The organism is Sphingomonas fucosidasi (assembly GCF_036663855.1).
Taxonomy (GTDB): domain Bacteria; phylum Pseudomonadota; class Alphaproteobacteria; order Sphingomonadales; family Sphingomonadaceae; genus Sphingomonas; species Sphingomonas faeni_B.
In genome coordinates this window covers 42230-58430 of record NZ_JAXOJR010000004.1, presented here as the reverse complement: position 1 = coordinate 58430, position 16201 = coordinate 42230, and the positions used below count along the sequence as shown (strand labels likewise).

Genomic DNA, 16201 nt, shown 5'->3' with positions numbered 1-16201 from the left:
CCTCCCCGGCACGGGGAGGGGGACCGCCGCAGGCGGTGGAGGGGGGCCTCCGCGAAGCGAGACGCCTGCGGGAGGGACTCCACGAAGGGGGACGCCTGTGGAAGCCCCCCTCCACCATCCTTCGGATGGTCCCCCTCCCCGTGCCGGGGAGGATATCCGCACGACCTGCGCGTATTGCGGTGTCGGGTGCGGCATCATCGCGACTCCTACCGGAGAGCGGTCCGTCACGATCAAGGGTGACCCCGATCACCCCGCCAATTCCGGCAAGCTCTGCTCGAAGGGCACGCATCTCGGCGAGACGGTCGGGCTCGAAGGCCGTCTGCTCACCCCGATGATCGGCCAGCGTCGCGCATCCTGGGACAAGGCGCTCGACCTCGTCGCGAAACGCTTTCGCGACACGATCGCGCAGCACGGCCCCAACAGCGTCGCCTTCTACGTCTCCGGGCAATTGCTGACCGAGGATTATTACGTCGCCAACAAGCTGATGAAGGGCTTCATCGGCTCGGCGAACATCGACACCAATTCACGGCTCTGCATGGCGAGCGCGGTCGCCGGGCACATGCGCGCGTTCGGCGAGGACGTCGTCCCCGCCAGCTACGACGATCTCGACGTCGCAGACCTGATCGTGCTGGTCGGATCGAACACCGCCTGGTGCCATCCAATCGTCTATCAACGCATCCGCGCGCGCTGCGACGCTGGCGCGAAGCTGGTGGTGATCGACCCGCGCCGGACCGAAACCGCGGACGAGGCCGACCTGCACCTCGCGATCCGGCCCGGCACCGACGTCGCGCTGATGAACGGCCTGCTCGCCTGGTGCCGCGACGCGGGGGTAGTGGATTACGACTATCTCGCCGCGCATGTCGCAACGCCGGACGCATTCTGGGACCAGCTCGGCGAGGGCAGCGACCTGTGGTCGGTAGCGCGCACCTGCGATGTTCCGCCGCAGGACCTCAGGCGCTTCTTCGAACTGTTCGCCGCGACGCCGAAGACCGTGACGCTGTTCAGCCAGGGCGTGAACCAGTCGCTGTCTGGGACCGATCAGGTCAACGCGATCACCAACCTCCACCTCGCCACCGGCCGGATCGGCAAGCCGGGTTCTGCCCCCTTCTCGATCACCGGCCAGCCCAACGCGATGGGCGGGCGCGAAGTCGGCGGGCTGGCGTCCGCCCTCGCCGCGCACATGGATTTCGCGCCCGAGAACGTCGCCCGCGTCGGCCGGTTCTGGGCCGCGCCCAACATGGCGACCAAGCCGGGGCTGAAGGCGGTCGACCTGTTCCGCGAGCTCGGCAACGGCCGGATCAAGGCGCTGTGGGTGATGGCGACCAACCCTGCGGTGTCGATGCCCGACGCCGGCCGAGTCCGCGAGGCGTTGGCGGATTGCCCGTTCGTCGTCGTGTCCGACGTGATCGAGACGACCGACACCTCGGTCCATGCGCATGTCCGCCTGCCCGCCGCGGCGTGGGGGGAGAAGGACGGCACCGTCACCAATTCCGACCGCACGATCAGCCGCCAGCGCGCCTTCATGGCCGCGCCGGGGGAGGCGAAACCCGATTGGTGGATCATCACGCAAGTCGCGCGGCGGATGGGGTGGAAGACGGCGTTCCCCTATGATCGCCCCGCCGAAATCTGGCGCGAGCATTGCCGGCTCTCGGCATACGAGAATGACGGCGCGCGACTGTTCACGCTCCCCGGCCATGCCGCCAAGGGCAATGCCGAGTATGACGCGATGCCGCCGTTCCGCTGGGGTGGCACGCCATTTGCGGACGGCCGTTTCTCGACGCCCGACGGACGCGCGCGGCTGGTGCCGGTCGTGCAGAAGCCCGTCGCCGCACCGCTCGCGCAATGGCCGATGACCCTCAACACCGGGCGCTACCGCGACCAGTGGCACACGATGACCCGCACCGGCCTGTCGCCCAAGCTGGCGCGGCACCGTGAGGAGCCGCTGGTCGAGATCCACCCCGATGATGCATCCCGGTTAGGGATCGTCGACGGTGGCTTGGCCCGTGTGTCGACGCCGCAGGGCAACAGCGTCTTCCGCACGAGCGTCGCCGCGACGCAGCGGGTCGGCGAGCTGTTCGTGCCGATCCATTGGACCGATCGCACCGCGACCGGCGGTCGTGCTGGGCTGCTCCCTCGCCCGCTTGCCGATCCGATCTCGGGCCAGCCGGGGTTCAAGTCGACTCCCGTGCGGATCGAGCCGGTCGCGACCGAATGGCGCGGGTTCGTCGTGGTCCGCGGCGAACTGGCGACGCCCCCCGATTGCCTGTGGGCAACGCGCGTTGCGGTGCCGTGCGGAACGGCATGGGACATGGCGGGGAATGGCGACGCCGCCACGCTCGATGCGCTGCTGCCAAAGGGCCAGCGGACTGAGGCTGTCGATGCAGCACGCAGGAGCCGCCGGATCGCAGTCCTTGATGGTGGCAGGCTCGCCGGCGTCCTGTTCGTGACGCGTGACGGCACACTCCCGCCCCGCGACTGGCTCGTGGCACAACTGAGTGAGGCGGTTGCCGCGCCCACCCTGCTCGCAGGCCGAGCACCCGGCATGCAGGTCGACCGCGGGCCGATCGTCTGCGCCTGTTTCGATGTCGGGCTGAAGACCATCCTCACCGCGATCGCCGAGCAGCATCTCGCCAATGTCCCCGCGATCGGTGCGGCGCTGAAGGCCGGCACCAATTGCGGATCGTGCCGCCCTGCCCTCGCCAAACTCCTCGTCACGCAAGGATCAGCCCATGTCGCATGAATTCCCGCCCGGTTCGGTTTGGCTAGTCGGTGCCGGCCCCGGCGATCCCGACCTGCTGACGCGCAAGGCCGAACGGCTGATCGCGGCCGCAGACATCGTGTTCTACGACGCATTGGTCGGCGCGGGCGTCCTCGCGCTGATCCCCGAGGCAACCGAAACGGTGAGCGTCGGCAAGCGATCGGGGCGGCATTCCAAGGACCAGGTGTCGATCAACGTGCTGATCGACATCGCCGCGTTCACCGGCAAGCGCGTCGTCCGTCTCAAGGGCGGCGACCCGTCGATCTTCGGCCGCTCGACCGAAGAGATGGATCATCTCGCCGCCAAGGGCATAGCGGTGAAGATATGCCCCGGCATCACCGCCGCGAGCGCCGCCGCGGCCTCGGGTGGCGCCTCGCTGACACTGCGTGGCCTAGCGCGGAAGCTCACCTTCGTCACCGCGCACGCCCGCGTGGGCGAAGCGCTCGATCTCGACTGGACCGCACTCGCCGCACCCGATGCGACGCTCGCCGTCTACATGGGCCGCGCCGCCGCCGGCGAGATCGCGCGCAACCTGATCGCAGCCGGTCGCGCACCCGACACCGCGGTGATGGTCGCGGTCAACGTCTCGCTCCCCGACGAACGCATTATCCGAGGCCGGCTGTCCGCGCTTGCCTTCCTGGTCGAGACGATCAGCGACCACGATCCGTCGCTGCTGCTGATCGGCGAAGCAGTCGCAACGCCATACGACGAACGCACGGGATTTTCCGGCCCGCTATCGACGGTGGTAGCTCGTGCGAAACAGACCCTGCCCGAGGGCAAGGCGCACTAGGGTCATTACCGCATCGATCATGGCCGGAAGACGACGGTGGCTGCGAGAGTGACGGCGGCGACCGGCGCCGATTACCCGGTCCGCTCACGCCGCCGACGCGTCGCAAGAATGGTCAGCCCGCCGCACAGCGTCAGCGCTGCGAGCACCAGCATCACCGTGTCATAGTCGGTTGGCGTGGCTAGCGCCCAAGTCAGCGTCGGCCCGAGCAGTGCCGGCAGCGTATTGGTCAGGTTGAGCAACCCCAGGTCTCGACCGCGGTGGCGCGGGTCGGGCAGCAATTGCATCGCGAACCCGGCGTGCAGTGCGAGGAAGACGGATTCGCCGGTAGCGTAGACGCAGAACGCCGCCGCACCGCTTGTAAATCCATCCGCGAGCGCCATCCCGACCAGCCCGGCGGCGGCGACCAGCGCCGCGGCGAACAGGAACGGCTTGATGCGTCCCGACCGATCCGCGAGCCGGCCGACCAGGACCGCGATCGGCAAAGGCAGGGTGTAGGCGAGGATCATGACGGTCCCCATCCGTGCCGCGATCGTCGCCGGTGGCATCCCCGGCGCGACGCTTTCGAGATAATAGAGAAGATAGATGAACAGCGCGCTGCCCGCGACCTGGACGAACAGTCGCGCGACCCAGGCCAGCAACAGGTCGTGACGCGACATCGCCCGCCCCTCCGGTCTCGGGCCCGGATCGGCGATCGGGCGTACCCGCGTCAGCAACAGCGGAACCGTGCAACCCGCCACCACCGCCAGCACGATCGCAAGCCGCATCGCGTCCCCGAGCGACGCGGCCCCAACGAGGATCGCCGCGACCGTCGAGGCTACCGGATTCGCCATCGCCAGCAGGCCTCCCGCGACGCCCTTCTGCGCATCGGGCACCTCGTCCGCCATCATCGCCAGCATCGGCGCGAGCACCGCGTTTACCGCGACCTGGAACCCGATGACGGACAGGATCAGCGCGGTGGGTGTCGCAGCGACGGCGATCGCGCCATATGCCACCGCCGTCGCGACGACCCCGCCGGCGAGCCAGCCGCGCCGCCCGCCGCCCCGCGCGCGGGATCGGTCGCTGAGATAACCGAACAGCACATTGGACAGGCTGGCCGCCACCGCGCCGGCAATCGCGATCGCGGTCAGAACATCCAATCGCCGCAATCCCGCGACGGCCTGCACCTTGATCGGCAGCAACAAGGTCAGCAACGGGAGATAGGCGATGACTCCGCCGACATAGGCCAGCGCGAAGATCAGCAGGAAACCGGTCGAGCGACGGTCCGCCATGACGACGGTGTCGGGGGAAGCGAGAGGGCGCGCCATCGCCTTCCCCCCTAAGCCGCCCGAGGCTTGGCAGGCAACCGCGCTCGCCTTCGTTCCGGCATGTCCCGCCGAGTATGAAGCCGGCAACCATCGCCACCGCGCCTTCATCTCCCGCGAAGGCGGGAGCCCAGTCTGGATTCTCTTCGCGGGGAACCAAGTCTCGTTCGCGTCTGGAAAATGCCGTCCGCGGATCGCTCCCGCCGGACCGGCAGGACTGTCACAACCGCGCGGGCCTTATGGCTTCATCGTTGCGGGCTCGAGCGTCGCCATCTGCTCCAACGTCCGATCCTGCGTATCGTGCGCCAACGCGACGCGGCGCGTTTTACCCGTTTTCAGCGGGATGCGCGCAACAGCGTGGCGCGAGACCCCTTAGACATCTTCGGTTCCTCCCAGGGTTTGGCGGGGTTCTAGGGCGACAGTCCGTGACGGCATGTTGCCCCATTACCACTACTGACGACATAATTTGAGAACGTTCACAACGATAGCGCTACCGTGCTTGACTCGGAAACGCGGGCGGAGAATGTGAACGTTCACGGGAAGGCGCAGCTCATAGCGCCGTCTACAGGGGAGGAATACCATGCGTGGCTTCGCAGCTCGCTCGCTTTCGCGTTTTGTCATCGGCACTTCGGCACTGGCGCTCGTCGGTCTGCCGGGTATCGCTTTGGCGCAGGACGCTGCCGCCACGGTCGGCAATCCCGGACCATCGGACATCGCCCCGCAGGCTGCCCCCGCCGATCCCAACGAGACCACCGACGACATCGTCGTGACCGGCATCCGCGCGTCGCTGCGCGAGGCGATCGATATCAAGCGCAACGGCCAGGGCGTGGTCGACGCGATTTCGTCCGAGGATATCGGCAAGTTCCCCGATACCAACCTCGCCGAGTCGCTCCAGCGCATCACCGGCGTGTCGATCGACCGCTCGAACGGCGAAGGCTCGACCGTCACGGTCCGCGGCTTCGGTCCCGAATACAACCTCGTCACGCTCAACGGTCGCCAGATGCCGACCTCGACGCTTGGCGACGGCGCCAGTGCGCCCGCATCGCGCTCGTTCGACTTCGCCAACCTGGCGTCCGAAGGCGTCGCCGCGGTCGAGGTCTACAAGACCGGCCGTGCCGCAGTGCCCTCGGGCGGGATCGGCTCGTCGATCAACATCCGTACCCCGCGTCCGCTCGACAAGCCGGGTACGCGCGGCAGCATCGCCGCCAAGGGCGTGCTCGACAGCTCGCGCAACGGCAAGGACCCGATCACGCCCGAAGTGTCGGGGATCCTGTCCACCACCTTCGCCGACGACCGGATCGGCGTTCTGTTCAGTGGCTCGTACCAGCGGCGCAAGGCGAGCAACAACTCGTCGGGCGTCGGCTTTCGCGACGGCTTCCTCGGCGCCGAGAACAACTGGGGTACACTGGCACAGCCGGGTACGCCGGGGGCTGCGAACATCACCAATCGCCCCGGCCCGACCGATGTCTACGAGATCCCGCAAAGCGCCAACTACAACGTCGTCGACATCGATCGCGAGCGCATCAACGGCCAGCTCGTGTTGCAGGCCAAGCCGACCGACACGCTGACCGCGACGCTGGACTTCACCTATTCGAGCAACAAGGTCGAGGTGCGCGACAGCAGCGTCGGCATCTGGTTCAACTTCGGCGACACGCGCAGCGCGTGGACCGACGGCCCCTCGGCGGGCCCGATCTTCTATTCCGAGAATTTCGCGCCCGGCAAGGATCTGTCGTACAGCAGTTCGCTGAGCGCCAACAAGTCCGAGAACAAGTCGCTCGGCGGCAACCTGACCTGGGAAGCGCCCGGCAACGTCACGATGTCGCTCGACGCGCATCACTCGACCGCGGTTTCGAAGCCGACCAACGATTACGGCAGCAGCACGTCGATCGGCGGCGCGATCTTCGGCGTCCAGTCGCAGAGCGTCAATTTCGAGAAGGATCTGCCGATCATCTCGTACCAGATGTATCCGGGGATCGACCCGCTCAACGCGTCGCTCATCACGCCGACCGGCAACGCGTTCCGCAACGCGTATTTCAAGGACGAGATCAACCAGCTCCAGCTGAAGGGGCATTACGATCACGACGGCGATTTCCTGAGCAGCATCGACTGGGGCTTCTCCTATGTCGATAACAAGGTTCGATCGGCATACGGCTTCATCCAGAACGAGACCTGGGGCGGCATCGACCCGCGCGGCGCATCGTTCGGCGCAGCCGCGGTGCCCGACGATTTCTTCAACCTCACCAGCCTGCCCGACAAGTTCAAGGGCGTCGCCGGATCGAACGATCCCGCGCTGCCGTCGTCGATCTACACCTTCAACTTCGAGCAGATGGCCGAGTTGCTCCGCGCGCAGTATAATATCTGCAGCGCCCCGCAGACGGGTGTCGCGGCGCCCGGCACCTGCCTCGCCAATTACACCAACGATCGCCGCATCCGCGAGCGGACGATCTCGCCCTTCATCCAGTTCAACACCAAATTCTCGGTGTTCGACATGCCGGCACACATCATCGGCGGCATTCGGTACGACGAAACGCAGGTCGACTCGTCGGCGCTGGTGCCGATCCCGAATGGTACGCGCTGGACGGGCGCGAACGAATTCGCGCTTACCTACGGGGCCAATTCGTTCACTTCGCTGAAGGGCAAGTACAACAACTGGTTGCCCGCGGTCGATTTCGACATCGAACCGCTCCGCAACGTCAAGTTGCGCGCCTCGTACAGCCACACCATCACGCGCGCGGACTATGGCAGCCTGCAGGGTGGCCTGAACATCGACTCCAACCCGCGCATCGGCGGCGGCACCGGTAGCCAGGGCAACCCGAACCTGCTTCCCTTCAAGTCGAAGAACATCGATCTGTCGGCGGAATGGTATTACGGACCCGAAAGCTATATTTCGGTCGGGTACTTCAACAAGGACGTGAAGAACTTCATCGGCACGAACCAGTTGAACACGCCTGCGTTCGACCTGCGCAACCCGGGCTCCGGCCCCCGTTATCGTCAGGCAGTGGCGGCGCTGGGAACGACGGACAACCTCCAGGTTCGCGATTACATCCTGCGCAACTTCCCCGCCTCGTCGCAGGTCACCGGCACCAGCGATTCCGGGTTGTTGAACGGCAACATCTTCGGCCTGCCCGAAGACGATCTGTTCAACTTCCAGTTGAGCCAGCCGTTCAACAGCGACCAGACCGCCAACATCAACGGCTGGGAATTCGCGATCCAGCACCGGTTGTGGGAAACCGGGTTCGGCGTCATCCTGAACTACACCATCGTCAACGGCGACGCGAAATACGACAACACGCTCGACCCCAATGTCGGCCAGTTCGCGCTGACCGGGCTCAGCGACAGCGCCAACGCGGTCGCCTATTACGACAAGAACGGCATCCAGGCGCGTGTCGCCTATAACTGGCGCGGCGAGTTCTACGCCGGCGGTGCGTTCGACCCGACCTATGTCGAGGCGTACGGCCAGATCGACGCGAGCGCATCTGCCGAAGTGAAGAAGGGGCTGGCGGTGTTCGTGGAGGCCATCAACCTCACCGGCCAGGGTCGCCGCGGGCATCGCCGCTCGGACAATTTCGTCACCTTCGCGCAGCCCGGCTTTGCGCGATACTCGGCGGGGATGCGCTTCACCTTCTGAGGAGGCTGATCCTCCCCCGCAAGGGGGAGGTGGCAGGCGTAGCCTGACGGAGGGGGCGGTAGAGGACACATCCGTTGCGTGTCCTCCCCCTCCGTCACCTTCGGCGACACCTCCCCCTGGCGGGGAAGCATTGCTAGGGTATCGTGAGGCGATCGAAACCCTCGTCAGGATGACGGGTTAGGACAGGCTTCGGACGCGCATACTAAGGAGTAGACGGACAGACGATGGACGGGTCGATCGCCAACATCGTGATCGTGGGCGGCGGTACCGCCGGCTGGCTGGCCGCCTGCCTGATCGCCGCGCGGGCCGATTCCGGCGCCGCCCGGCCGATACGCGTGACTCTGGTTGAATCTCCCGACGTCGCGACGATCGGCGTCGGCGAAGGCACCTGGCCGACGATGCGCCGGACGCTCGAGCGGATCGGCATCACCGAGTCCGACTTCCTCTTGGCATGCGATGCCGCGTTCAAGCAGGGATCGCGGTTCGATGGCTGGCGCACCGGCGCACCCGACGACAGCTATTTCCACCCCTTCACCGCGCCGGTCGAGGGCGATCCGCGCGATATCGTCGCGGCCTGGGCAGAGCGCGGCGACCGGTTCGCCGACGCCGTCGGCGCGCAGGCCGAACTCTGCCGCCAGAACCTCGCACCGCGCCAACGGGTAATGCCCGATTATGCCGGCACGCAGAATTACGCGTACCATCTCGACGCCGGCAAGCTTGCCGCGCTGCTCATGCGCCATGCGACCGAGCGGCTAGGCGTGCGCCATGTCCGCGATCACGTCGTCGGGATCGATGCGACCGACGACGGCGACATCGCCGCGGTGCGGACGCGCGCGTCGGGCGCGATCGCCGGCGACCTGTTCCTCGATTGCACCGGCCACGCCGCGCTGCTGATCGAGGGGCATTACGGCGTCGCGTCCACCGATCGGGGCGGCGAACTGTTCAACGATCGCGCGCTCGCGGTGCAGCTGCCGGTCGCGCCCGACAGCGCGATCGCCTCGCAGACCAACGCCACCGCGCACGCGGCGGGCTGGATCTGGGACATCGGCCTGCCGACCCGGCGCGGCATCGGCTGCGTCTATTCGTCCGCGCATCTGAGCGACGATGCGGCGGCGGACACGCTGACCCGCTACCTGCGCGCCACCGCCCCCGACGCGCCGCCGCCGTCGTTTCGCCAGCTTCGGTTCCGATCGCGCCACCGCGACCGCTTCTGGCACCGCAACTGCCTCGCGGTCGGGCTGTCGGCCGGCTTTCTCGAACCGCTTGAGGCGTCGGCGATCGTGCTGATCGAATTGTCGCTCGATGCGCTGCTCGACAACTTCCCTACCACGCGCGGCACGATGGCCATCCACGCCGACCGCTTCAACGCGCTGTTCCGCTATCGCTGGGACCGGATCGTCGAGTTCCTGAAGCTGCATTACGTCCTCAGCGCGCGCGACGAACCCTATTGGCGCGACCACCGCGATCCGGCGTCGATCCCGCCACGGCTCGTCGAACTGCTCCAGCTCTGGCATTACCAGCCGCCGTCGCGCGCAGATTTTCCGATGATCGACGAGATCTTCCCCGCCGCCAGCTATCAGTATGTCCTGTACGGCATGGGCTTCCCCACACCGTCGCGCGGGCCGATCGCCACGGCGGACCGATCGCGCACGAACGGCTTGCTGGGCCAGGTCGATCAGCGCAGGCGGATGCTGACCGCTGGCCTGCCGACCAATCGCGCCTATCTTGATGCCCTGCGGCATGCGACCCTGCCCGCCATGGAACCGATCTGCTGATGCCCGACCACGCCATCCTCACTGCCGATGCCCACCGCGACCTGCGGATCCGCACCGAACGCGCGCCCGAACTGGGCGACGGACTCATGGCGTGCATCACCGTCCCGAGCGAGTTTCGCCGCGTCCAGACCGATTATCCGATCCTGTTCCAGCGCGACCAGGTACAGGGCAATGTCACCGCGGTTGCGCTGTTCGGGTTCGAGGAGGGCGAGAATCTGTTCCTCGTCGACGGCCGCTGGGACGCGCGCTATCGCCCGCTCGCGATCGACAGCCAGCCCTTCCTCGTCGGCCGCGGTGCCGATGGCTCGGACGTGCGTCAGGTCCATATCGACATGGCCAGCCCGCGCATTGCCGGGGACAGCGGCGAAGGCATGCGCGTGTTCGACGACACCGGGCGCCCGACGCCGTTTCTGGAACGGATCGCCGACCAGCTCCGCGCGCTCGACACCGACTTCGTCGCCTCGGCCGACTTCTTCGCGGCGGTGCAGCGCTACGACCTGCTCGAACCGCTGACGCTCGACGTCACGCTCGACGATGCCGCGAAGAACCGGCTGGTCGGGTTCCACGTCATCGACGAGGATCGGCTGGTCGCGCTCGACGACGCCGCGGTCGCCGACCTGCACGCCCGCGGCCACCTGATGCCGATCTTCATGGCGCTCGCCTCGCTCGGCAATATCGGCGCGCTGATCGCGCGCAAGAACCGCCGGATCGCGCATGGCTGAGGCGAGGTCCGGCATCTTCGCTGAGATGGCAGAGGTTCGCAAGATCGCGGTCGACAGTCCCGCCGACCTCGACCTGCGTCTGCGCGAGGCAACGACGCCGTTCATCGTGCGCGGGCTGATCGCCGACTGGCCGATGGTGCAGGCCGGTCGCCGATCGTCACGCGCGGCGCGCGACTATATCCAGCGTCACGCGCGCGACCTGCCGTTCGCGGTCTCGGTCGGGACGCCCGACAGCCGGGGGCGGCTGTTCTACGACGATACGCACGGGATGAACTTCCAGATGCTGCGCGCGAAACTGCCCGAGATCTTCGCGCGGATCGACGCCAACGAAGGCACCGCCGACGCGCACGCGATCTATCTCGCGTCGATCGACCTGCAGCAGTTCTTCGCCGGGCTGCACGAGGCGAACCATGTCGATCTCGGCGCGCGGACGCCGCTCGCCAGCATCTGGATGGGCACCCGCACGCGGATCGCGGCGCATAACGATGTCCCCGACAACCTCGCCTGCGTCGCGGTCGGCCGGCGGCGCTTCACGGTCTTCCCGCGCGACCAGTTCCGCAACCTCTACCTTGGCCCGGTCGACAACACGCCGGCGGGCCGCGCGGTCAGCATGGTCGATTTCCACGATCCCGATTACGCCGCGCATCCCAGGTTTCGCGAGGCGCTGGCGCATGCGCAGGTCGCCGAGCTCGAGGCGGGCGACGCGCTCTATATCCCGGCGATGTGGTGGCACCATGTCGAGGGACTATCCGACTTCAACGTGCTGGTGAATTACTGGTGGCGCGAAAGCCCGCGCTGGCTCGGCCAGCCGCAGGATGCGCTGAACCACGCGATGCTGGCGATCCGCGATCTGCCCGCCGACGAGAAGCAGCACTGGCGCGAGATGTTCGACCATTACGTCTTCACCAACGGGCCCGACGTCATGGACCATATCCCCGAACCGGCGCGCGGCGTGCTCGCGCCGCTTACCCCCGACACCGCTGGTCGCCTCCGTGCCTTCCTCCTGAGAGCGCTCAGCCGATGACCGAACACCCAATGCGCCGCATCGTGATTGCCGGCGGCGGCACCGCCGGCTGGATGGCCGCCGCCGCGATCGCCCGCACGATGGGCAGCACGATCGAACTCACCCTTGTGGAGTCCGACGCGATCGGCACCGTCGGCGTCGGCGAATCGACGATCCCGCCGATGATCACCTTCAACCGCCTGCTCGGGATCAACGAGGCCGAGTTCATGCGCGAGACGCAGGCGACGTTCAAACTCGGCATCCTGTTCGACGACTGGAAGGTCCGCGGCGAAAGCTATTTCCACTCGTTCGGGATCACCGGCAAGGATCACTGGTCCGCGGGCTTCCAGCATTTCTGGCTGCACGGCCTGACCAAGGGGCATGACCAGCCCTATGACGATTATTGCCTCGAACTGCGCGCGGCGTTGCAGGGCAAGTTCGCGCATCTCCCCGACGACCGCATGAACTACGCGTATCAGCTCGATTCGACGCGCTACGCGAAATATCTGCGGGGAATGGCCGAAGCGGACGGCACGCGCCGCCTCGAAGGCAAGATCGCGCAGGTCGAGCTGAACGGCGAGAGTGGCGACATCGCCGCGCTGGTGCTCGAGTCCGGTGCGCGGATCGAGGGCGACCTGTTCCTCGACTGCACCGGCTTTCGCGCGCTGCTGATCGAGGGTGCGCTGCATGCCGGGTTCGACGACTGGACGCATTATCTGCCGTGCGATTCCGCGATTGCGATCCAGACCGAGAGCGTCCGCCCGGCCCTCCCCTATACGCGGGCGATGGCGCACGACGCGGGCTGGCAATGGCGCATCCCGCTCCAGCATCGCACCGGCAACGGCTTGGTCTATTGCAGCCGCTATCTCGACCGCGATGCCGCGCTCGACCGGCTGCTCGGCAATATCGAGGGCAAGACGCTCACCGAGCCGAACATGATCCGCTTCGTCACCGGCGCTCGGCGCCAGCAATGGCATCGCAACTGCATCGCGATCGGGCTGTCGGGCGGGTTCATGGAGCCGCTCGAATCGACCAGCATCCACCTGATCCAGCGCGCGGTGTTGCGGCTGTTGCGTCTGTTCCCGTCGGGCGCGGTCAGTCCGCGCGACGTCGCCGAGTTCAACGACCAGCAGCATACCGACATGCTGCAGATCCGCGATTTCCTGATCCTGCACTACAAGGCGACCGAGCGCCGCGACAGCGCGTTCTGGCGGCACTGCGCGGCAATGCCGATCCCGGAGTCGCTGGAACAGAAGATCGAGCTGTTCCGCGAAACCGGCCGCGTGTTCCGCAAGAACGAAGAGCTGTTCGCGGAGAATAGCTGGGTGCAGGTGATGCTCGGCCAGGGAATCGTGCCGCAAAGCTATCACCCGATCGCGACCAAGCTGCGCGACGAGGAACTGGCGCGGCTGCTCGGCGGCCTGCGCGACGGCACCAACGCGACGGTCGCGGGGCTGCCCGAGCACGCCGCCTATGTCGCGCGCTACTGCGGCACTGCGCCCGCCCCTGCCCCCTCGCCCGTCCTTGCAGCCTGAGTTCAGACGCATGGCAAGGCGACGTCAGGCGGTAACGATCAAGCATGTCGCGGCGGATGCGGGCGTTTCGCTGCAAACCGTCAGCCGCGTGGTGAACAAGGACTCGGGCGTCCGCCCCGAGATGATGCAACGCGTGCAGGCGTCGATCGACAAGCTCGGCTACGTCCCGTCGATCGCTGCGCAGCGCATGGGCGGCTCGCGCTCGTATTTGATCCTGGCGCTCAACGACCGCGAGCGGACGATCGCCGACTGGCGCGCGCGGCAGGGCACCGACTGGTTCGACCAGATGATGCTGGGCGGGATGCTGACCTGCGCCGAACACGGCTATCGGCTGATCGTCGAGCTGGTCGACACGCACAGCGACCATATCGAGCGCGAGCTGATGGCGGCGATCGCGGCGCTGCAACCCGACGGCGTGATCCTGACGCCGCCGCATTCGGGCAACCCGCTGATCATCAACCTGCTCGAGGCGCAGGGCATCAGCTTCGCGCGGATAGGCTCGCTGACCGAAGGGCCCGGGATCCGGCTTATCATGGACGACACGCGAGCGGCGCGAACCGCGACCGAGCATTTGCTCGAACTGGGTCACACACGGATCGGTTTTATCGCCGGACCCGCCGAATATGAACTGAGCGCGTGGCGGGTCGATGGCTGGCGCGCGGCGATGGCGGCGGCGGGGCTAGCGACCGACGACCTGCTCGCGGTCGGCGACTTCAGCCACGCGTCGGGACGCACGGCTACGGCACAGTTGCTGGCGCTGGCCAAACCGCCGACCGCGATCATCGCGAGCAACGATCAGATGACACTCGCAACGCTCGAACTGGCGCGCGAACGTGGCCTCGCGGTGCCCGACGACCTGTCGCTGGTCAGCTTCGACGACACTCCGATCATCCGCCTGGCGCATCCGCCCCTGACCGCCATCGTCCAGCCGATCGCCGAAGTCACCGCACAGGCCGTCAACCTCATCATCGCCGATCATGCCAACGGACCGACGCTCGTTATGCCGCTGACGGTACCCGCGTCGATGACGATACGCTCTTCCACGTCCGCGCGCAGGCGGCGGTAGGTCAGGGATGAGCGCAGTCGGCGACTAACGTAAGCGCCGCGTCCGTCGTGCTAAATCTCGCATCGCGACTGGGGCGCGAGGGCCATGCGATCAGCTATACGGCCGTCATCGCTGGCTCCCAGCGTACCACGCTATGCACAGGCCCGCGGCGTGCAACTGAGGGTCGTGTCATGCAGCCTTGGGATTTTATCTCGCTCAATCCAGACCGAGTGCATGCCGGATGATGTAGTGAAGATCCGTCTGGTCTAGCAGTCCCGACACGTTGACCGCATGCGGACCATAGGCCGCGATGCGCAGCTGTGTGCCGGTATGTTCCTGTGAGCCCTCCTCGGCCGTGCCGTAACTGACCGTCATGACGCCGCCCTCGCGCGTGTTGATCGCGGCGGTGAGGCCCGGCGCGCGGGCGCCGTTGCCGATGATCTGGCTGGTATGTGCGTGATCGGCGGTGACGATCACCAGGGTGTGCCCGTCGGCCTTGGCGAATTCCAGCGCAACCTGCACCGATTCGTCGAGATCGACCGTCTCGCCGATCTGGCCGCATGGATTGGCGGCATGATCCTGCTTGTCGATCGACGCGCCTTCGACCTGCAGGAAGAAACCCTTGGGTCGGTTCTTGAGCAAGGCGATCGCCTTGCGGGTCATCGCCGCCAGATTGGGGGCCGTAGCCAGGCGTTGCGGGTTGGGCTGGCAGGTGATGGCGGGCTTGTCGATGTTGCCGTGGTGGCTGGCGCGCGGACCGGTCCAGCGCACCGGCATGTTGCCGTCGGCGAACAGCCCGATCAGCGGCCGCGTGTCGTCGGCGCGGGAGACGGCGTCGAGCTCGGCGGCATTGCGCACGATGCGATAGCCCCTCGCCTGCGCCTGCTGGAAGAGTGTCTTGCCCTTGTACCGCCCTGCCGTTGCCGTCTCGGCGAAGCTTGCCGCGCCGCCGCCCAGCACCAGGTCGGCACGGGTATCGAGCAGCTGTTCGGTGATCGAACCGGCGCCGCCATTCTCCAGCGCGTTTTGCGGGCAGAGCGTGCTGGTCGCGGCCGGCGCGTAGCATTTGCGCTGCGCGACATGGCCGATCTGCGCGCCCGGCGTGGCGTCCTGGATTTCCGAGGTCGATACATCGCCGGTGGCGAGCCCGGCCGACTTGGCCCGCTCAAGCAGCGTCTTGTGCGGCTTGCCATAGATATCGACGCCGATCGCGCCGTTATAGCTCTTGACCCCCGATGCCCATGCGGTCGCCGAGGCTGCGCTGTCGGTCACGTAATTGGGCTTGCCGGTTTCCCGGTCGAGCGAATAATGGGTGTACTGGCCGGTGAAGGGCAGCGCATCGATGCCCTTGAAATAGCCGCCGGCGCCCTCGGCATAGTTGCGCGCGATGGTGATCTCGGAATCCCCCATGCCATCGCCGATCAGCAGGATGACGTTGCGCAATTCGCTCGTGTCGGCGAGCGCACGATAGGTTTCGCGCATGTCGCCGGGAAGACGCCGAGCGCCGCCGGGCGCCCGCACATCGCCGCGCGCCGCGCGCGACAGATCGGGTGCTGCCCGCTGGGCGACCGCGGGCTCGACGGACGCGGCGAGCAGCGCAGCAAGGGCGATATGCGAGATCATGGGGATGCTCCGGAACTGGAT

The 16201-nt window shown here is 66.9% G+C and carries 10 protein-coding genes; 8 read left to right on the top strand and 2 right to left on the bottom strand.

Annotated elements, in window-relative coordinates; translation table 11 throughout:
- Positions 1–97 precede the first annotated feature (97 nt).
- Positions 98–2740: a molybdopterin-dependent oxidoreductase gene (locus U1737_RS08620; RefSeq protein ID WP_332796442.1), complete on the top strand. Its 2643-nt coding sequence runs from the start codon at positions 98–100 to the stop codon at positions 2738–2740.
- Positions 2730–3548, top strand: coding sequence for a uroporphyrinogen-III C-methyltransferase (gene cobA, locus U1737_RS08615; protein ID WP_332796441.1), 819 nt, complete (start codon positions 2730–2732; stop codon positions 3546–3548). The genes U1737_RS08620 and cobA overlap by 11 nt, the downstream gene beginning before the upstream one ends.
- A 71-nt stretch (positions 3549–3619) precedes the next feature.
- Here cobA and U1737_RS08610 read toward each other — a convergent pair whose 3' ends face one another.
- Positions 3620–4852 (bottom strand): MFS transporter, encoded by a 1233-nt coding sequence (locus tag U1737_RS08610; protein ID WP_332796440.1) that lies wholly within the window; start codon positions 4850–4852, stop codon positions 3620–3622.
- Positions 4853–5429: 577 nt separating this feature from the next.
- Here U1737_RS08610 and U1737_RS08605 point away from each other — a divergent pair.
- From U1737_RS08605 to U1737_RS08580, 6 genes are all read left to right on the top strand, one after another.
- Positions 5430–8477 (top strand): TonB-dependent receptor, encoded by a 3048-nt coding sequence (locus tag U1737_RS08605; RefSeq protein WP_248520530.1) that lies wholly within the window; start codon positions 5430–5432, stop codon positions 8475–8477.
- 224 nt (positions 8478–8701) lie between these two features.
- Positions 8702–10252 (top strand): tryptophan halogenase family protein, encoded by a 1551-nt coding sequence (locus tag U1737_RS08600; RefSeq protein WP_248520529.1) that lies wholly within the window; start codon positions 8702–8704, stop codon positions 10250–10252.
- Positions 10252–10974 (top strand): SapC family protein, encoded by a 723-nt coding sequence (locus tag U1737_RS08595; RefSeq protein ID WP_248520528.1) that lies wholly within the window; start codon positions 10252–10254, stop codon positions 10972–10974. Before U1737_RS08600 ends, U1737_RS08595 begins: the two co-directional genes overlap by 1 nt.
- Positions 10967–11998 (top strand): cupin-like domain-containing protein, encoded by a 1032-nt coding sequence (locus U1737_RS08590; protein ID WP_248520527.1) that lies wholly within the window; start codon positions 10967–10969, stop codon positions 11996–11998. The genes U1737_RS08595 and U1737_RS08590 overlap by 8 nt, the downstream gene beginning before the upstream one ends.
- Entirely contained in the window at positions 11995–13512 is a 1518-nt protein-coding gene (locus tag U1737_RS08585) for a tryptophan halogenase family protein (protein ID WP_248520526.1), read from the top strand. The genes U1737_RS08590 and U1737_RS08585 overlap by 4 nt, the downstream gene beginning before the upstream one ends.
- A gap of 10 nt (positions 13513–13522) precedes the next feature.
- Complete coding sequence (locus tag U1737_RS08580) at positions 13523–14578, top strand: LacI family DNA-binding transcriptional regulator (RefSeq protein ID WP_332796439.1); 1056 nt, start codon at positions 13523–13525, stop codon at positions 14576–14578.
- 195 nt (positions 14579–14773) lie between these two features.
- Here U1737_RS08580 and phoA read toward each other — a convergent pair whose 3' ends face one another.
- Positions 14774–16180, bottom strand: a complete 1407-nt coding sequence (phoA, locus tag U1737_RS08575; protein WP_332796438.1) for an alkaline phosphatase — start codon at positions 16178–16180, stop codon at positions 14774–14776.
- Between the last annotated feature and the right edge of the window lie 21 nt (positions 16181–16201).